Below are 18,433 nucleotides of genomic sequence, written 5' to 3' on the forward strand. Positions count from 1 at the left end.
TCGCCCGCGTAGTTCCCCGCGCCCCTCAGGGGGCGCCTTCCCCGTACCCTGTATCAGCATCCCGGGTTGGATTTGTTCAGGAAGGCGTACGTAACGTCATGGCTCAGCAGGACACCGATCAGCAGCACGAGGGCGTGCTCCCCGTCGACGGCGAGGGGTACGTGATCGACACGGAGGACTGCGAGGAGCGCGAGGCCGCCTGGCGTGAGCGGGGGACCTCGCGGCCGATCACGGTCGTCGGCAACCCGGTGCTGCACAAGGAGTGCAAGGACGTCACCGAGTTCGGCGAGGAGCTCCAGCAGCTCGTGGCCGACATGTTCGCCAGCCAGCGCACCGCCGAGGGCGTGGGCCTGGCCGCCAACCAGATCGGTGTCGACGCGAAGGTCTTCGTCTACGACTGCCCGGACGACGAGGGCGTCCGGCACGTGGGCGTGATCTGCAACCCCAAGCTCGTCGAACTGCCCGCCGACAGGCGCCGGCTGGACGACAGCAACGAGGGCTGCCTGTCGGTGCCGACCGCGTACGCGCCGCTGGCCCGGCCCGACTACGCCGAGGTGACCGGGCAGGACGAGAAGGGCAACCCGGTCAAGGTGCGGGGCACCGGGTACTTCGCACGGTGTTTGCAGCACGAGACCGATCACCTCTACGGCTACCTGTACATCGACCGGCTCTCCAAGCGGGAGCGCAAGGACGCGCTGCGGCAGATGGCCGAGAACGAGCCCCGCTACCCCGTGGTGGCCAACGACTGAGACCTCTGCTTCACCAGGCGCACGGCGTCTGTTCGGGTGCACCGCCCCGGACAGGCGCCGTTCGTCTGTGTCGTTCGCCTGTCCGTCGCACGTTCGATCGCTTCCGCTCGCCCGCCGATCCGGTACCCGTCACCTCCCGGGAGGATCCCGGCCCTGTGGGGTAGTGAATGAAGCAAATACGTTCCCAGAACGGTCAGTTGTAGTGCTGAATGGGATGAGCGGGGTATGCAACGGCGCACGCCCGGCACGAAGGGAGGGGCGCCCGCGCCAACCGGCGGCTGAGAGGGGTTAGTTCGTGCACGCTTTGACACACGGCACCACAGCGACACCGGCCAGGACCGCAGTTCCACCGTCGCTCTCGCTCCCGGTGATCGAGGAGTCGTTTCCGCGGCGACTCCACCCGTATTGGCCCAAGTGCCAGGAGAAGACCCGGGCCTGGCTGCTCGAAAAGCGGCTCATGCCTGCGGACAAGGTGGAGGAATATGCCGACGGCCTGTGCTACACCGACCTCATGGCGGGGTACTACCTCGGCGCCCCCGACGAGGTCATGCAGGCGATCGCGGACTACAGCGCCTGGTTCTTCGTCTGGGACGACCGGCACGACCGCGACATCGTGCACGGCCGTCCGGACGCCTGGCGGGAGCTCAAGGACCGCCTGCACGTGGCGCTCGACTCCCCCGGGGAGCACCTGCACCACGAGGACCCACTGGTCGCCGGGTTCGCGGACGGGGTGCACCGGCTGTACGGGTTCCTTCCCCGGACGTGGAACCTCCGGTTCGCCCGGCACTTTCACGCGGTGATCGACGCGTACGACCGCGAGTTCCACAACCGCACCCACGGCATCGTGCCCACGGTCGAGGAGTACCTGCGGCTGCGCCGGCTCACGTTCGCGCACTGGATATGGACCGACCTGCTCGAGCCGGCCGCGGGATGTGAATTCCCCGACGCCGTGCGCGGTTGTCCGGCCTATCGGCGGGCGGCGCTGCTGAGTCAGGAATTCGCCGCCTGGTACAACGACCTCTGCTCGCTGCCCAAGGAAATCGCGGGCGACGAGGTGCACAATCTCGGAATCAGTCTCATCACCCATGAAGGGCTGACCCTCGAACAGGCCGTGGGAGAAGTCCGCCGACGCGTCGAGGAATGCATCACCGAATTCATCGACGCCGAGAGGGAGGCCGTACGGTTCGCCGAGGGCCTCGACGACGGAACCGTGCGCGGAAAGGAACTGAGCGCCGCCGTACGGGTTTCTCTGAGCAATATGCGGAACTGGTTCAGTGCCGTCTACTGGTTCCACCACGAGTCCGGCCGGTACATGGTCGACAGCTGGGACGACCGCTCCACGCCCCCGTACGTCAACAACGAAGCGGCAGGTGAGAAATGACCGTCGAGTCCGTCACACCGGACACCGCTCCGGCAGGGGAGCCGCACGAGCCGCCCCGGGCGGGCGGCGGCGTCCCCGTCCTCGGTCACGGCTGGCGGCTGGCGCGGGACCCGCTGGGGTTCATGTGCCGGCTGCGCGAGCACGGCGACGTGGTCCGCCTCAAGCTCGGCCCGAAGACCCTCTACGCCGTGACCGCCCCGCACCTGACCGGCGCCCTCGCGCTGAGCAACGACTTCATCATCGCCGGACCGCTGTGGGAGTCCCTGGAGGGCCTGCTCGGCAAGGAGGGCGTGGCCACGGCGAACGGGCCGCTCCACCGCCGCCAGCGGCGCACCATCCAGCCCGCCTTCCGGCTCGACGCGATACCCGCCTACGGGCCGATCATGGAAGAGGAGGCGCACGCCCTCACCGAGCGCTGGCGGTCCGGGGAGACCGTCGACTGCACCTCGGAGTCCTTCCGGGTGGCCGTGCGCATCGCGGCCCGCTGCCTGCTGCGCGGCGACTACATGGACGAGCGGGCGGAGCGGCTGTGCGTCGCCCTCGCCACCGTCTTCCGCGGCATGTACCGGCGGATGGTGATTCCGCTCGGACCGCTCTACCGGCTGCCGCTCCCGGCCAACCGCGAATTCAACCGCGCTCTGGCCGATTTGCATCTCCTGGTCGACGAGATCGTCACCGAGCGCCGCGCAAGCGGTCAAAAGCCGGACGATTTGCTGACGGCATTGCTGGAGGCGAAGGACGAGAATGGCGACCCGATCGGGGAACAGGAGATCCATGATCAGGTCGTGGCGATCCTCACCCCGGGCAGCGAAACCATCGCCTCCACGATCATGTGGCTCCTGCACGTCCTAGCGGAACACCCGGAACACGCGGACCGGGTGCACGACGAAGTGCAGGAGGTCACCGGCGGCAAGCCCGTGACATTCGCCGACGTCCGGGCCCTGCGGCACACCAACAATGTCGTGGTCGAGTCCATGCGTTTGAGCCCGGCCGTCTGGATTCTGACCCGCCGGGCGGTACGGGACACACAGCTCGGCGAATACCGCATTCCGGCCGGGGCGGACATCATCTACAGTCCGTACGCGATCCAGCGCGATGCGAAGTCCTATGAGCGGAATCTGGAGTTCGACCCCGACCGCTGGCTCCCGGAACGGGCGAAGGACGTGCCCAAGCACGCCATGAGCCCGTTCAGCGTGGGCAACCGCAAGTGCCCGAGCGACCACTTCTCGATGGCCCAGCTAACCCTGGTGACGGCGGCGCTGGCCGCGAAGTACCGCTTCGAGCAGGTGGCCGGTTCGAAGGACAGCCCGCGGATCGGCATCACCCTGCGGCCGCACGAGCTGAAGGTGCGGCCGGTGGCGAGGTGAACCGCCGGGCCGGCGGTCAGGCCGCCTCGGGGCTCAAGCCGCCTCGGGGCCCCTGAACGTGCGCCGGTAGGCGTTCGGGGTGGTCCCGACGGCCCGGACGAAGTGGTGGCGCAGCGTGGCCGCGTTGCCGAACCCCGTCCGGCCGGCGATCGCGTCCATCGTCTCGTCCGTCGCCTCCAGCAGCCGCTGGGCCTGCAGCACGCGCTGCCGCAGGACCCAGCGGTAGGGCGTCGTGCCCGTCTCCTGGTGGAAACGGCGGGCGAACGTGCGCGGGGACATCAGGGCCCGGGCGGCGAGCTGCTCGACGGTGACCTCCTCGTCGAGGTGCCGCTCCATCCAGGCCAGCACCTCCCCGATCGAGTCCGCCTCGGAGTGCGGCAGGGGACGCTCGATGTACTGGGCCTGGCCGCCGTCCCGGTGCGGCGGCACCACCATCCGCCGGGCGATCTTGTTGGCGATCTCGGTGCCCTGCTCCTTGCGGACCAGGTGCAGGCAGGCGTCGATGCCGGCGGCCGTGCCGGCGGAGGTGATCACCGGGCCCTCGTCGACGTAGAGCACGTCCGGCTCGACGGCCACCCGGGGATAGCGCCGGGCCAGGTCCCGCGCGTGCTTCCAGTGCACCGTGCAGCGGCGGTCGTCCAGCAGCCCGGCGGCGGCCAGCACGTAGACGCCGGAGCAGACGCTGAGCACCCGGGCGCCGCGGTCGACGCCGCGGCGCAGGGCCTCCAGCAACTCCGGCGGGAAGGTGCGCGTGGAGTAGTCGTCCCCGGCGGGGACGGCGATGAGGTCCGCCGTCTCCAGCCGCTGCAGGCCGTGCTCGACCTGGAGCGAGAAGCCCGTGTTGGTGCGCAGGGACGGACCCTCGGCCGAGGCGACGGCGAAGTCGTACACCGGCAGCCCGTCGTCGCTGCGGTCGGTGCCGAAGACCTCGCACACCACGCCGAGTTCGAAGGGGTTCACACCGTCGAGCAGGGCGACGGCCACGTTCTGCAGCATGCGTCCAGTGTGCCTCGCCGCTGGCAGTAATTCGAGGGTCCACGGCAGTACTGCCACTGACGGTAAGGAGCATCAGGCGGGACAGTGGTGTCCATGGACACGAACCAGACACAGACACTCATCGCCATGCTCTTCGTCCTCGGGACGCTGGTCCTCCTGGTCCTCCCGTCCGTGATCGGCCTGGTGCACGATCGGCGCATCGACCGGCGGATCCGGGAGGCCCAGGAGGCCCGTGCGAGCGCTCCGGCTCAGAAGTCCTCGTCCAGGTCGACGGTGCCCTCCACCGCCACCTGGTACGCCGAGGGCCGCCGCTCGAAGAAGTTGGTCAGCTCCTGAACCCCCTGGAGCTCCATGAAGGAGAAGGGGTTCTCGGAGCCGTACACCGGAGCGAAGCCCAGGCGGGTCAGCCGCTGGTCCGCCACGCACTCCAGGTACTGCCGCATCGACTCGGTGTTCATGCCCGGCAGGCCGTCACCGCACAGGTCGCGCGCGAACTGCAGCTCGGCCTCGACGGCCTCCCGGAGCATGTCCGTCACCTCCTGCCGCAGCCGGTCGTCGAACAGCTCCGGCTCCTCCTTGCGCACGGTGTCGACCACGTCGAAGGCGAAGGACATGTGCATCGTCTCGTCGCGGAACACCCAGTTGGTGCCGGTGGCCAGGCCGTGCAGCAGGCCCCGGCTGCGGAACCAGTAGACGTAGGCGAAGGCCCCGTAGAAGAACAGTCCCTCGATGCACGCGGCGAAGCAGATCAGGTTGAGCAGGAAGCGGCGCCGGTCCGCGGGTGACTCCAGCCGGTCCAGCTTGTCCACCGAGTCGATCCACTTGAAGCAGAACGCCGCCTTCTCGCGGATGGACGGGATGTTCTCCACGGCCGCGAAGGCCGCCGCGCGGTCCTCCGGGTCGGGGAGATAGGTGTCGAGCAGCGTCAGATAGAACTGGACGTGCACGGCCTCCTCGAAGAGCTGCCGCGACAGATACAGGCGCGCTTCAGGGGAGTTGATGTGCTTGTACAGCGTCAGCACCAGGTTGTTCGCGACGATCGAGTCGCCCGTCGCGAAGAAGGCCACCAGCCGGCCGATGAGGTGCTGCTCGGCGGGGGAGAGCTTGGCGAGGTCGGCGACGTCGGAGTGGAGATCGACCTCCTCCACGGTCCAGGTGTTCTTGATGGCGTCCCGGTAGCGCTCGTAGAAGTCCGGGTAGCGCATGGGGCGCAGGGTCAGCTCGAAGCCGGGGTCGAGAAGGTTCTGGGTGCTCATCACTGACAGGCCTCGCAGGACTCGGGGTTTTCCAGGGAGCAGGCGACCGCCTCGGGGTCGGGGGTGGCCTGCACGGGGACGGTGGCCCGGGCGGCGCGGGCGATGCGGGTCGCCGGGCGCGAACGCAGGTAGTACGTGGTCTTCAGCCCGGACTTCCAGGCGTAGGCGTACATCGAGGAGAGCTTGCCGATGGTCGGCGTCTCCAGGAAGAGGTTCAGGGACTGCGACTGGTCCAGGAACGGGGTCCTGGCCGCCGCCATGTCGATCAGGCCGCGCTGCGGGATCTCCCACGCCGTGCGGTAGAGGGCGCGCACGTCCTCGGGGATCCAGGCGAAGTCCTGCACCGAGCCGTTCGCCTCGCGCAGGGCCTCACGAGTGCGGGCGTCCCACACGCCGAGCCGCTTCAGCTCGTCCACCAGGTAGGAGTTCACCTGGAGGAACTCGCCCGACAGCGTCTCGCGCTTGAACAGGTTGGACACCTGCGGCTCGATGCACTCGTACACGCCCGCGATCGAGGCGATGGTGGCCGTGGGCGCGATGGCCAGGAGCAGGGAGTTGCGCAGGCCGGTCGTGGCGATCCGCTCGCGCAGGGCGGCCCAGCGCTCGGGCCACGTCCGTTCCACGTCGTAGTGGTCGGGGTGCAGGACGCCCCGGGCGGTGCGGGTCTTCTCCCAGGCGGGCAGCGGGCCGCTGCGCTCGGCGAGATCGGCGGACGCCTCGTACGCGGCGAGCATGATGCGCTCGGCGATCCGGGTCGACAGGGCCTTGGCCTCGGGCGAGTCGAAGGGCAGGCGCAGCTGGAAGAAGACGTCCTGAAGGCCCATCGCGCCGAGGCCGACCGGGCGCCAGCGGGCGTTGGAGCGGCCCGCCTGCTCGGTCGGGTAGAAGTTGATGTCCACGACCCGGTCGAGGAACGTCACCGCCGTGCGGACGGTCTCGTCCAGGCGCTCCCAGTCGATGTCACCGCCGGTCACGAAGGCGCCGAGGTTGACCGAGCCGAGGTTGCAGACCGCCGTCTCCCCGTCGTCGGTGACCTCGAGGATCTCCGTGCAGAGGTTGGAGGAGTGCACCACGTGGCCGGGCTCGGCCGTCTGGTTGGCGGTGCGGTTGGCGGCGTCCTTGAAGGTCATCCAGCCGTTGCCGGTCTGCGCGAGGGTGCGCATCATGCGGCCGTACAGCTCACGGGCGGGCAGGGTCTTCCTCGCCAGGCCCTTCGCCTCGGCCGCACGGTACGCGGCGTCGAACTCCTCGCCCCACAGGTCGACCAGCTCGGGTACGTCCGAGGGGGAGAACAGCGACCACTGCGCGTCGGCGTTCACGCGCCGCATGAACTCGTCCGGCACCCAGTGCGCCAGATTGAGGTTGTGCGTGCGCCGGGCGTCCTCGCCGGTGTTGTCCCGCAGCTCCAGGAACTCCTCGATGTCCGCGTGCCAGGTCTCCAGGTAGACCGCGGCGGCTCCCTTGCGGCGGCCGCCCTGGTTCACCGCGGCGACCGAGGCGTCGAGGGTCTTCAGGAACGGGACGATGCCGTTGGAGTGGCCGTTGGTGCCGCGGATCAGCGAACCCCGGGCACGGATCCGGGAGTAGGCCAGGCCGATGCCGCCCGCGTGCTTCGACAGGCGCGCGACCTGGTGGTAGCGGTCGTAGATCGAGTCCAGCTCGTCCTGGGGGGAGTCGAGCAGGTAGCAGGACGACATCTGGGGATGCCGGGTGCCGGAGTTGAAGAGGGTGGGGGAGGAGGGCAGGTAGTCGAGGCGGCTCATGAGCCCGTAGAGCGCCGCGACCTCGTCCACCGCGCGGGCGGTGTCGTCCTCGGCGAGGCCGCTCGCCACCCGCAGCAGGAAGTACTGGGGAGTCTCGACCACCTTGCGGGTGATCGGGTGCCGCAGCAGGTAGCGGCTGTACAGGGTGCGCAGGCCGAAGTAGCCGAAGCGGTCGTCGGCGGTGCCGTCGACCAGCGCGTCGAGGCGGGAGGCGTGGACGCGTACGAACTCCGCGGTGCGGTCGGCGATGAGCCCCTCGCGGTGGCCGACCGCGACGGACCCCGTGAAGGACGTGACCCCCTGCGAGGCGGCCTCCTCGCGGATGCCGATGGTCAGCAGGCGGGCGGCGAGCCGGGAGTAGGCCGGGTCCTCCGAGATGAGGCCCGCCGCCGCCTCCGTCGCCAGGTCCCGCAGCTCCCGCTCGTCCGCCTGCGCGGACCGGCCGCGCAGCGCGGCGGCGGCGACCCGGCCGGGGTCGGCGTCGGGGAGGTCGGCGGTCAGTTCGGTGAGGGTCCGCAGCAGCGCGGCACCGGGAGCGTCCTGCTCCGGTTCGGCGGCTGCGGCCGGATCCGCTGGCGCGATGGTCACGGGGGCTCTCCCTCGCTCGGCACGGGGCCTCGCCGAGGGCAGGGGGCAGCACACGGACGCACACGGCGTCACGCGTCCACCGGCCCATTCCACGAGGCCCGGACGTCAGGGCACACCGGCCGGCGGCCGGGTGCACTGTCGGCAGGTCCTCGGACTGACCGTCATGCGCGCGGAGGGGCATGGGTTCACCGTTGCGGGACAGTTCCGGATTCGCACCGGATTCCCCTGCGGCGACAGCGAGCATGAGCATACATCTTGTGCCGGGCCCGGGTGGCACCCCCAGATGTAGTGTCGCGGGGTGTCGGAGTGTCGGCTTCACATGACGGCGGGCCGCCGTGACGTTCGGTCACGGCGGCCCGCTGTGCGGTGGTCGCGGCGTGCCGCGCCGTTCGGGTCAGTGCGACGATCCGGCGGTGGCCGGCGGAAGCTCCACCTGGACTCCCGGGTCGCCCGCGTCGGCCGTGTAGTCCTCCGGCTTGGTCTCGTCGACGCCGTCGGGGGCCTTCACCGCCTTCAGGACGAAGGTCAGGACGACCGTCACGACCACGTTCAGCACGAACGCCGTGAGGCCGATGTAGCCGATCTCGCCGATGCCGGGGATCTCCTTCGACGAGCCGCCGAAGTGCTTCTGCGTCGGGGAGGCCACGCCGTAGGCGGCGAGGGTGCCGTAGGCCATGCCGACCGCCCAGCCCGCGAGCAGCGCCCAGCGGTGGAACCAGCGGGTGAACAGGCCGCCGACCAGGGCCGGGAAGGTCTGCAGGATCCAGATGCCGCCCAGCAGCTGGAAGTTGATGGCGACCGTCTTGTCCATGGTGAGGACGAAGACCAGCGCGCCCACCTTCACCAGCAGCGAGACCAGCTTGGAGACCTTGGTCTCCTGCGCGGGGGTGGCGTCCGGCTTGAGGAAGTCCTTGTAGATGTTGCGGGTGAACAGGTTCGCGGCCGCGATGGACATGATGGCCGCGGGCACCAGCGCGCCGATGCCGATGGCCGCGAACGCCACACCGGCGAACCAGTCCGGGAACATCGTCTCGAACAGCTGCGGGATCGCCAGCTGCCCGTTCTGCACCTTGATGCCTGCCGCGATCGCCATGAAGCCGAGCAGTGCGAGCAGGCCCAGCATCAGCGAGTACAGCGGCAGGATCGTGGTGTTGCGGCGGATCACCTCACGGCTCTTCGAGGACAGCGTCGCCGTGATCGAGTGCGGGTACATGAACAGCGCCAGCGCGGAGCCCAGCGCGAGCGTGGCGTACGTCCACTGGCCCGCCTCCGGCGGCGTCAGCGCACCGCGCGGCGCGCCCGTGGCCGGGTTGGTCTGGCTGTACGCCTCACCGGCCTTGGCGAAGATCTCGTCGAAGCCGCCCAGCTTGATCGGGATGTAGATGATCGCCACCGCGATGACGAGGTAGATCAGGGTGTCCTTCACGAACGCGATCAGCGCCGGCGCCCGCAGGCCCGAGGAGTACGTGTACGCCGCCAGCACGCCGAACGCGATCAGCAGCGGCAGGTCCTTGATGAACCAGTTGGTGTTCTCGCCGCCGCCGACGCCCATCACGTCCAGTACGGCCTGGATGCCGACCAGTTGGAGGGCGATGTACGGCATGGTCGCCAGGATGCCGGTCACGGCCACCGCGAGCGACAGTCCCTTCGAGCCGAACCGGCCGCGCACGAAGTCGGAGGTCGTGACGTAGCCGTGCTTGTGGGAGACCGACCACAGGCGGGGCAGGAAGGTGAAGATCAGCGGGTAGACCAGGATCGTGTACGGCACGGCGAAGAAGCCGGCCGCCCCGGCCGCGTAGATCGCCGCGGGCACCGCGACGAACGTGTAGGCCGTGTACAGGTCGCCGCCGAGCAGGAACCAGGTGATCCAGGTGCCGAACGAGCGGCCGCCCAGGCCCCATTCGTCCAGGCTGTGCTCGTTCTCGGCCTTGCGCCAGCGCGCGGCCAGGAAGCCCATGACCGTGACGAGCAGGAAGAAGAAGATGAAGACGGCGAGTGCGACGCCGTTCACGCCGTCCTTCACCGCGACGCACCGCCCTTCGCGGCCGAGCGGGAGCGCTGGTCACGCTGCCACAGCTTGTAGGCGATCATCGTCAGCGCGGTGGAGATCAGCACCCACGCCATCTGGTACCAGTAGAAGAAAGGGATCCCGATGAGAGCCGGGTCGGTCTTCGCGTACGAGCCGACCCAGAGCATGGCCACGAAGGGCGCGACAAGGCAGAGGCCGATGACGACGCGCACGGGCGTCACCACCGGACCTCTGCTGGATTCTGGGGCTTGCGACATCAGGCGGCTCCGTCCCCTCAGTGATCACCTGTGCAATGCGCAGGCAATCTAGGTCAGGGTGCGGCGCAAGCGGAACCCCTCGTCCGCAATGCGGTACCCAAAAGAAATCGGGGGTCCGGCGGCCGTCGCGTCAGTCCTGGGGCCGCTTGAGACGGGCCACGAACTTGTACCGGTCGCCCCGGTACACCGAGCGCACCCACTCCACCGGCTGGCCGTCCCGGTCCAGCGAGTGCCGGGACAGCATCAGCATCGGCAGGCCCACGTCCGTGCCGAGCAGTCCGGCCTCGCGCGGGGTCGCCAGCGACGTCTCGATGGTCTCCTCGGCCTCCGCCAGGTGGACGTCGTAGACCTCGGCGAGCGCGGTGTAGAGGGAGGTGTACTTGGCCAGCGACCGGCGCAGCGCGGGGAAGCGCTTGGCGCTCAGGTGGGTGGTCTCGATGGCCATCGGCTCACCGTTGGCCATGCGCAGCCGCTCGATGCGCAGCACCCGCCCACCCGGGGTGATGTCGAGCAGACCGGCCAGCCGGTCGTCGGCGGTGATGTAGCCGATGTCCAGCAGCTGCGAGGTGGGCTCCAGGCCCTGTGCGCGCATGTCCTCGGTGTACGAGGTGAGCTGCAGCGCCTGCGAGACCTTCGGCTTGGCGACGAAGGTGCCCTTGCCCTGGATGCGTTCCAGCCGGCCCTCGACCACGAGTTCCTGCAGCGCCTGGCGCACGGTGGTGCGCGAGGTGTCGAACTCCGCCGCCAGGGTGCGCTCGGGCGGCACCGGGGTACCGGGCGCCTGGGTCTCGGTCATGTCGAGCAGGTGCTTCTTCAGGCGGTAGTACTTGGGCACGCGCGCGGTACGGACGGGTGCCCCCGTCTCGTTCTCCGCACTGCTGACGTCGGTGCTCATGCTCCGCCTTCCCGGCTCGGTCCGCCGACACGATCCCACTTGTATACCGTCGGCGCCTCTTTTGGTCTAGTCCAGCCATCGCTGTGGTCTACCCGCAGTATGCCGTGTCCATCAGGGTTTTCGCTGGCTTCTTACTTAAAGGTTCCTGCATATGTAGGTCGCATAACGGCTGGTCAGGGCCATCTCGCGACCCTTGACAGGCCTGCTGGTCTGGTCCAAGCTCCCCGTACTGGTCTACACCATTGGTCCAAGTCCTGGCGCCCCACGTCTCACCGCGGGGAGCAGGGGGGTTTGTGGCATCCCTGAGGAGGGTGGCGTGAAGCGCAAGCTGATATCCGCGATCGGTATCGCGGGCATGATGGTCTCCATCGCGGCGTGCGGGGGCGAGGGTGACGGGGGCTCCGACAAGGGCGCGGACGCCAAGGAGCTGACGGTGTGGCTCACCGTCGACGCCCAGAACAACTGGCCGGAACTGGTGAAGGCCGCCGACGCCGCGGTGAAGAAGAAGCACCCCGGCGTCAAGATCAACCACGAGTACTACGGCTGGCCCGACAAGAACGCCAAGCTCGACGCCGTCCTCGCCACGGACAAGGCCCCCGACGTGGTCGAGATGGGCAACACCGAGATGCTCGGTTACATGGTCAAGGGCGCCTTCGCCCCCCTGGACGCGAGCAAGTTCGACCACTCGGACGCCTGGCTGGACGGTCTGAAGGCCTCGGTGACCTACGAGGGCGAGACCTACGGCGTCCCCTACTACGCCGGTGGCCGTGTCGCCAACTGGCGCAAGGACGTGGCCGCCTCGGCCGGCCTGAAGACGCCCCCCAAGACCTACGGGGAACTGACCGACGCCCTGGACAAGATCCAGAAGAAGCAGGGCGACAAGTTCAACGCCTGGTACCAGCCCACCCGCGACTGGTACGCGGCCATGTCCTTCGTCTACGACGCCGGCGGCGCCATCGCCACCGAGTCGGGCGGCAAGTGGAAGGCCTCCCTCTCCTCGCCCGAGTCGATCAAGGGCCTCAAGGAGTTCAAGAACGTCGTCGACAAGTACATGCACGGCGACAAGACCAAGGACGAGTCCGACCGCTACATCGTCTACGGCCAGGGCAAGTCCGCCATGATCTTCGCGGCGGCCTGGGAGGGCGCGACCGCCGAGGACCCGAAGAACGACAAGACCGGCAAGCTCAAGGGCAACCTCGAGAACTTCGTGATGCCCGGCCCCTCCGGCAAGAACATGCCCGTCTTCCTGGGCGGCTCCGACCTCGCCGTCCCGGTGAAGTCCGACGCCCAGGCCCTCGCCGCCGAGTGGATCAACGCCTTCACCGGCTCCTCCGGCCAGAAGGGCCTGATGGCCAAGGGCAACCTGCCCAACAACAAGACCGACCTCGCGACGCTGAAGAACGACCCGAAGACCGCCGTGCCCGCCACCGCGGCCGAGTCCAGCTGGTTCGTCCCCATGGCCCCCGGCTGGGGCCAGGTCGAGAAGGCGCAGGTCCTGCAGACGATGCTGCAGAGCATCGGCACCGGCAAGAAGTCCGTCGAGGCCGCCGCCAAGGAGGCGGACGCCGCGATCGACAAGGTCATCAACACCAAGTGACCTGCGGGTCCGTCGTCCGGGTCGAACCACGCCACGGTGCCTCCCCGCGTCTGCGGCGCGACCCGGACGACAGACCCACGGGCGGGGCTCCCGGCAGCGGAGCCCCGCCGTTCGTCCGACCTGAGGGACCGCCGAGGAGCGCGCGATGAGTGCCGCAGACACCCACATTCCCGCCAAGGTGCCGCCACCGCGGCAGGTGCCCATGCCGCCACCCCAGGTGCGTCGTCCACGCGGACGGCGCACCTCGGGCGGGGCCGCCGCTCCCTGGCTGCTGCTCGCGCCCTGCCTGGTCATCCTGGCCCTGGTCATGGGCTATCCGCTGGCCCGCCTGGTCACCCTGTCCTTCCAGAAGTTCGGCCAGTCGCAACTGTGGGGCTTCCAGCCCGCCGAGTCGGTCGGCCTCGACAACTTCGCCAAGGTGCTGGACGACGGCGAGTTCTGGGCCGTCGTCGTGCGCACGATCGTCTTCGCGGCCGGTGCCGTCGTCTTCACCATGGTCATCGGCATGGCGCTCGCCCTGCTGCTGCAGCGGGTCTCCGGCTGGCTGAAGGTGCTCATCAACATCGTGCTGGTGGCCAGTTGGGGCATGCCGGTCATCGTGGCGACCACCGTCTTCAAATGGCTCTTCGACTCCGACTACGGCGTCTTCAACGCGCTGCTCAGCAAGCTGCCGGGCGTCGACATGATCGGCCACAACTGGTTCGCCAGCGGGCCCGAGGGCCTCGCCGTGATCATGCTCCTGGTCATCTGGGGCGCCGTGCCCTTCGTGGTCATCACCCTCAGCGCCGGCCTCACCCAGGTCCCCAAGGAGCTGGAGGAGGCCGCCCGCCTGGACGGCGCCAGTTCCTGGGGCGTCTTCCGCTTCGTCACCCTGCCCGTCCTGAAGCCGATCATCGTGATGCTCACGACCCTGTCGGTCATCTGGGACATGGGCGTCTTCCCCCAGGTGTTCGTCATGCGCAACGGCCACCCCGAGCCGGAGTTCCAGGTCCTCAACACCTACTCCTACGACCGGGCCTTCGTCGTCAACGACTACGCCCAGGGCTCGGCCATCGCGCTGATCACCGTCCTGCTGCTGCTCGGCGTCGTCGCCGTCTACATGCGGCAGATGCTGAAGATCGGAGAGGTCGAATGAGCACGCTCGCCGGAACCCGCCGCCGCAGGAACCCACGGCTCGGCTGGAACCTCCTCGGCCTGCTGGTCTTCCTCGTCGCGGGCTTCCCCCTCTACTGGATGCTCAACACGGCGTTCAAGCCGGCCAAGGACGCCATCGACCCCGACCCGAGCCTGCTGCCGACCGGCCTGACCTTCGACAACTTCGGCCGCGCCCTGGACATCGCCGACTTCTGGGGTCCGGTGGGCCGCAGCCTCGTGGTGTCCCTGGCGGTCGTCGTGATCGGCATGGCCGTCGGGCTGCTGGCCGCCCTCGCCATCTCCCGCTTCGCCTTCCGCGGCCGGAAGATCGTGATCGTCGGCATCCTCGCGGTCCAGATGGTCCCGCTGGTCGCCATGATCATCCCGGTGTTCCTGCTCCTGAACGACCTGGGCCAGTACGACAAGCTCACCGGCATCATCATCACCTACCTGACCTTCGTCCTGCCCTTCACGGTCTGGACGCTGCGCGGCTTCATCGTCAACATCCCCAAGGAGCTGGAGGAGGCCGCCATGGTCGACGGCTGCTCCCGCACCAGCGCCTTCCTGCGGGTCGTCTTCCCGCTGCTGGCCCCCGGGATGGTCGCCACCTCGGTCTACGGCTTCATCCAGGCCTGGAACGAGTACCTCTACGCCCTGATGCTCCTCAGCCAGAAGAACCAGACCGCGACCGTCTGGCTCGGCAACTTCACCACCAAGCACGGCACCGAATACGCGCCGATGATGGCCGGAGCCACGATGATGGCCGTGCCGATCGTCGCCCTCTTCCTCCTCGTCCAGCGCAAGATGGCCGCGGGCCTGACCGCGGGCGCCGTGAAGGGATGACCTCACCCGATGACGACACTCGCCAGCGGCACCGACACGCTCACCCGCGACGCCCTGACCGTGCTCCAGCCCGGCTTCACCGGCACCACCGCCCCCGACTGGCTGCTGCGCCGGCTCGGTGAAGGGCTCGCCTCCGTCGGGCTCTTCGGCCGCAACATCGCCTCGCCCGGCCAACTCGCCGCCCTCACCGCCCAGCTGCGGGCCGAGCGCGACGACGTCCTCGTCGCCATCGACGAGGAGGGTGGCGACGTGACCCGGCTGGAGGTGCGCAACGGCTCCTCCTTCCCCGGCAACCACGCCCTCGGCGCGGTCGACGACGTGGAGCTGACCCGGCAGGTCGCCCACGAACTGGGCCGCCGCCTCGCCGCCTGCGGCGTCAACCTCAACTGGGCACCCTCCGCCGATGTCAACTCCGACCCCCGCAACCCCGTCATCGGCGTCCGCTCCTTCGGCGCCGACACGGCCCTGGCCGCCCGGCACACCGCCGCCTACGTCACCGGCCTGCAGTCCGCCGGCGTCGCCGCCTGCACCAAGCACTTCCCGGGCCACGGCGACACCGCCGTCGACTCCCACCACGCCCTGCCCCGCATCGACGTCTCCGCCGAGATCCTGGCCGAACGCGAACTGGCCCCCTTCCGGGCCGCCATCGCCGCCGGCAGCCGCGCCGTCATGAGCGCCCACATCCTCGTCCCCGCCCTGGACCCCGAGCGTCCGGCCACCCTCTCCCACCGCATCCTCACCGGCCTGCTCCGCGGCGAACTCGGCTACGACGGCCTGATCGTCACCGACGGCATGGAGATGCGGGCCATCGCCGGCACCTACGGCATCGAACGCGGCAGCGTCCTCGCCATCGCCGCGGGCGCCGACGCGATCTGCGTCGGCGGCGGACTGGCCGACGACGCCACCGTGCTGCGGCTGCGCGACGCCCTGGTCTCGGCCGTGCGCACCGGCGAACTCCCCGAGGAACGCCTGGCCGACGCGGCCGGACGCGTCCGCGCCCTGGCCCGCTGGACCGGCACGGCCGACCGCTCACCCGACAGCGCCCACGGCACCGAGGTCGGCCTGCACGCCGCCCGCCGCGCCCTGACGGTGACCGCCGCGCCCGGTCTCGGCGACCCCGCGACCTTCGAACCGCTCACCGAACCCCCCTACGTCGCCGCCTTCACCCCTGTCGCCAACATCGCCGTCGGCGACGAGACGCCGTGGGGCGTCGCCGCCGAACTGATCCACCTCCTGCCCGGCACCGTCACCGGCAGCTTCACCGCCGAGGACGCCGACGGGGGAGAGGCCGGGCATCACGCGGGCCGGGCCGCCGTCCAGGCCGCCGGGACGCGCCGCATCGTCGCCGTCGTGCGCGACGAGCACCGCCATCCCTGGATGGCCGGCGCCCTCGACGTCCTGCTGTCGGCCCGCCCCGACACCGTCGTCGTCGAGATGGGCGTCCCGCAGGCCGCCCCGCGCGGCGCCCTGCACATCGCCACCCACGGCGCGGCCCGCGTCTGCGGCCGGGCGGCGGCCGAGGTGATCGCCGGGGCCACGAGCCACTAGTCCCCTCCGGAGGGCGGCGGCGCCGGGCCGAATGGTTGCAGGGCTGCTGACTGATGTAGTACTTCTTATACATGAGCGAGCAGGTGCACAACAGGTTGGCCGTGGTGCGCGCCGAACGGAAGGTGTCGCGCCAGAGCCTGGCCGAGGCAGTGGGAGCCCACTACCAGACCATCGGCTACATCGAGCGGGGGCAGTACAACCCGAGCCTCGACCTGGCGCTGAAGATCTCCGCGTTCTTCGGTCTCCCGGTCGAGGCCCTGTTCTCCCTCGAACCGTTCCGGCCGCTCACGGACGAGGTCTACGGGAGGAAGCAGCCATGACGGAACCGGCGATCACGACGACACGCCTGACCCGCTACGACCGGACCATGCTGCGGCTGATGAACGACCGCCGCGGAGCGGCCTGGTACGCCACCGCTGCGCGCCGCCGCCTGGCCGTCGCCGCGCACATCACCCTGACCGCGGCCATCGGCGGGCTGCTGACCGTCTTCCTCCTCGTCGAGGGCGAGCCCCTGTGGACGGTGGCCGTGACGGCGGTGTTGTTCCTCCCCTGGATGGTCGCCACCGGCGTGATCAACGCCGCCACCCGGGGCCTGCTGGAACTGCGCGAACGCGCCCTCGACGAGCGCCAGTCCGCCGAGCGCACCCGGGTCCTGGCCCTGGCCCACCGGGCGACGACCCTGCTCCTGCTCGCCGGTGCGGCCGCCCTGCTGATCAGCGGCGGCCTCGACGGCGACGCCCCCAAGGCCTACGCCGCGCCCCTGCTCATCACCGTTCTCGCCGTGCACTGGCTGATGCCCCTGTGGGTGGCCGGCTGGCGCGCGCAGGACGAACCGGGCGACGACGAGGTGGCGCACGCCTGAGTCCCGTGGCGGCGGGTGGGCGGCAGTGGCGGCCGAAGCGGGGCGTTTGCCGGCGGTGATCGCGCCATGTTCTGAGGAACGGCGGCCGCGCCGAGTATTGAGGAACGGCTCCTCGGAGGCGCCCCGGGCCGCCCTGAGGTGCCCGGCGTCAAGCCGAGACGCCCGTCGCCGCCCCGGGGTGGCGGCCGCACCGGCCGCACCGGCCGCACTGGCCGCTCCGGGTAGCCCCCCGGGCCCCACTCGGCCTCCGGGCCCACTCGGTCCCCCGGGGGGATTCGGCTGAGGGATCGGCCGTCGGTCAGCCGGCAGGGCCGACCCTTGCCCTGTGCGCGGTCAGGCCCGGCGCCTCAGATGCCCTGCCACTCCGGCTTGTTGGCGTACGTGTGGCGGAAGTAGTCCGCCAGCTTCAGCTTCGACGCCGCGGCCTCGTCGACGACCACCGTCGCGTGCGGGTGGAGCTGCAGCGCGGACGCGGGGCACACGGCCGCCACCGGCCCCTCCACCGTCGCCGCCACCGCGTCGGCCTTGCCCTCACCTGTCGCCAGCAGGACCAGGTGCCTGGCCTCCAGGATCGTGCCGATGCCCTGCGTGATCACGTGGTGCGGGACCTGGTCGATGTCCCCGTCGAAGAAGCGCGCGTTGTCGATCCGGGTCTGCTCGGTCAGTGTCTTGATGCGCGTCCGGGAGGCCAGCGAGGAGCACGGCTCGTTGAACCCTATGTGCCCGTCGGTCCCGATCCCCAGCAACTGGAGGTCCACACCCCCGGCCTCGGCGAGCGCCCTGTCGTAGGCCTCGCATGCCCCCTGCACGTCCTCCGCCGTACCGTCCGGACCCGTGAACTGCTCCATGCCGATCCCCAGCGGTTCCAGCACCTCGCGTCGCAGCACCGACCGGTAGGACTCCGGGTGGTCGGCGGGCAGCCCCACGTACTCGTCGAGCTGGGCGATGCGCGCCCGGGTCACGTCCACGGCACCGGAGCGCACCTTGCCGGCCAGCGCCTCGTACACGGGCAACGGCGTCGAGCCGGTGGCCACGCCCAGCAGGGCGTCGGGCTTGCGCCGGAGCAGCTGCGCCATGGCCTCGGCGATGAGCTCGCCGCCCGCCCTGGCGTCCGGGACGATGACAACTTCCACGCTGAGCCTGCCGATCTGAGAGGGATGCTCGACTG

General features: G+C 69.8%; 17 protein-coding genes and 1 riboswitch. Of the genes, 10 read left to right on the top strand and 7 right to left on the bottom strand.

Going from position 1 to position 18,433, the window contains the following annotated elements; genetic code table 11:
• Positions 1-98 precede the first annotated feature (98 nt).
• The 3 genes from def (at position 99) to ACZ6ZN_RS16330 (ending at position 3,497) form a co-directional block, all read left to right on the top strand.
• Positions 99-749 (top strand): peptide deformylase, encoded by a 651-nt coding sequence (gene def / locus ACZ6ZN_RS16320; protein ID WP_398106630.1) that lies wholly within the window; start codon positions 99-101, stop codon positions 747-749.
• Between the two features lie 295 nt (positions 750-1,044).
• Positions 1,045-2,130, top strand: coding sequence for an epi-isozizaene synthase (gene cyc1, locus ACZ6ZN_RS16325; protein WP_469646675.1), 1,086 nt, complete (start codon positions 1,045-1,047; stop codon positions 2,128-2,130).
• Complete coding sequence (locus tag ACZ6ZN_RS16330) at positions 2,127-3,497, top strand: bifunctional albaflavenone monooxygenase/terpene synthase (RefSeq protein WP_451876134.1); 1,371 nt, start codon at positions 2,127-2,129, stop codon at positions 3,495-3,497. Before cyc1 ends, ACZ6ZN_RS16330 begins: the two co-directional genes overlap by 4 nt.
• Before the next feature lie 33 nt (positions 3,498-3,530).
• Here the strand turns inward: ACZ6ZN_RS16330 and ACZ6ZN_RS16335 are convergent, their stop codons facing one another.
• The gene (locus ACZ6ZN_RS16335) at positions 3,531-4,493 is read right to left on the bottom strand and encodes a GlxA family transcriptional regulator (RefSeq protein ID WP_469646677.1); all 963 of its coding nucleotides are present in this window, start codon (positions 4,491-4,493) and stop codon (positions 3,531-3,533) included.
• Positions 4,494-4,586: 93 nt separating this feature from the next.
• On the opposite strand from ACZ6ZN_RS16335, the gene ACZ6ZN_RS16340 reads away from it, so the two are divergent.
• The gene (locus tag ACZ6ZN_RS16340) at positions 4,587-4,829 is read left to right on the top strand and encodes a hypothetical protein (RefSeq protein WP_451876135.1); all 243 of its coding nucleotides are present in this window, start codon (positions 4,587-4,589) and stop codon (positions 4,827-4,829) included.
• On the opposite strand, the gene ACZ6ZN_RS16345 is transcribed toward ACZ6ZN_RS16340, so the two are convergent.
• The 5 genes from ACZ6ZN_RS16345 to ACZ6ZN_RS16365 form a co-directional block, all read right to left on the bottom strand.
• Positions 4,742-5,749, bottom strand: coding sequence for a ribonucleotide-diphosphate reductase subunit beta (locus tag ACZ6ZN_RS16345; protein WP_398106625.1), 1,008 nt, complete (start codon positions 5,747-5,749; stop codon positions 4,742-4,744). The two genes, ACZ6ZN_RS16340 and ACZ6ZN_RS16345, sit on opposite strands and share 88 nt — an antisense overlap.
• Positions 5,749-8,100: a ribonucleoside-diphosphate reductase subunit alpha gene (locus tag ACZ6ZN_RS16350; protein WP_469646680.1), complete on the bottom strand. Its 2,352-nt coding sequence runs from the start codon at positions 8,098-8,100 to the stop codon at positions 5,749-5,751. The genes ACZ6ZN_RS16345 and ACZ6ZN_RS16350 overlap by 1 nt, the downstream gene beginning before the upstream one ends.
• A gap of 123 nt (positions 8,101-8,223) precedes the next feature.
• A riboswitch (cobalamin riboswitch) is annotated at positions 8,224-8,350 on the bottom strand.
• A gap of 144 nt (positions 8,351-8,494) precedes the next feature.
• Positions 8,495-10,123, bottom strand: a complete 1,629-nt coding sequence (mctP, locus tag ACZ6ZN_RS16355; protein ID WP_469646682.1) for a monocarboxylate uptake permease MctP — start codon at positions 10,121-10,123, stop codon at positions 8,495-8,497.
• Positions 10,120-10,386 carry a DUF3311 domain-containing protein gene (locus ACZ6ZN_RS16360; protein ID WP_398106622.1) on the bottom strand — a complete coding sequence of 89 codons (267 nt, stop codon included), beginning with the start codon at positions 10,384-10,386 and terminating at the stop codon, positions 10,120-10,122. Before ACZ6ZN_RS16360 ends, mctP begins: the two co-directional genes overlap by 4 nt.
• 130 nt (positions 10,387-10,516) lie before the next feature.
• Entirely contained in the window at positions 10,517-11,281 is a 765-nt protein-coding gene (locus ACZ6ZN_RS16365; RefSeq protein WP_398106621.1) for a GntR family transcriptional regulator, read from the bottom strand.
• 316 nt (positions 11,282-11,597) lie between these two features.
• Here ACZ6ZN_RS16365 and ACZ6ZN_RS16370 point away from each other — a divergent pair, with 316 nt between their 5' ends.
• From ACZ6ZN_RS16370 to ACZ6ZN_RS16395, 6 genes are all read left to right on the top strand, one after another.
• Positions 11,598-12,878 carry an extracellular solute-binding protein gene (locus ACZ6ZN_RS16370; RefSeq protein ID WP_469646686.1) on the top strand — a complete coding sequence of 427 codons (1,281 nt, stop codon included), beginning with the start codon at positions 11,598-11,600 and terminating at the stop codon, positions 12,876-12,878.
• Between the two features lie 145 nt (positions 12,879-13,023).
• Positions 13,024-14,013 carry a carbohydrate ABC transporter permease gene (locus ACZ6ZN_RS16375; RefSeq protein WP_469646688.1) on the top strand — a complete coding sequence of 330 codons (990 nt, stop codon included), beginning with the start codon at positions 13,024-13,026 and terminating at the stop codon, positions 14,011-14,013.
• Entirely contained in the window at positions 14,010-14,855 is an 846-nt protein-coding gene (locus tag ACZ6ZN_RS16380; RefSeq protein ID WP_398106618.1) for a carbohydrate ABC transporter permease, read from the top strand. Before ACZ6ZN_RS16375 ends, ACZ6ZN_RS16380 begins: the two co-directional genes overlap by 4 nt.
• A 9-nt stretch (positions 14,856-14,864) precedes the next feature.
• Positions 14,865-16,403, top strand: coding sequence for a glycoside hydrolase family 3 protein (locus ACZ6ZN_RS16385; RefSeq protein WP_469646692.1), 1,539 nt, complete (start codon positions 14,865-14,867; stop codon positions 16,401-16,403).
• Between the two features lie 71 nt (positions 16,404-16,474).
• Positions 16,475-16,723, top strand: coding sequence for a helix-turn-helix transcriptional regulator (locus tag ACZ6ZN_RS16390; RefSeq protein WP_398106616.1), 249 nt, complete (start codon positions 16,475-16,477; stop codon positions 16,721-16,723).
• Positions 16,720-17,265, top strand: coding sequence for a hypothetical protein (locus ACZ6ZN_RS16395; protein ID WP_469646694.1), 546 nt, complete (start codon positions 16,720-16,722; stop codon positions 17,263-17,265). Before ACZ6ZN_RS16390 ends, ACZ6ZN_RS16395 begins: the two co-directional genes overlap by 4 nt.
• A 347-nt stretch (positions 17,266-17,612) precedes the next feature.
• Here the strand turns inward: ACZ6ZN_RS16395 and nagB are convergent, their stop codons facing one another.
• Entirely contained in the window at positions 17,613-18,398 is a 786-nt protein-coding gene (nagB, locus tag ACZ6ZN_RS16400) for a glucosamine-6-phosphate deaminase (protein WP_451876142.1), read from the bottom strand.
• Positions 18,399-18,433: the final 35 nt, after the last annotated feature.

The organism is Streptomyces sp. NPDC053665, from assembly GCF_055585285.1.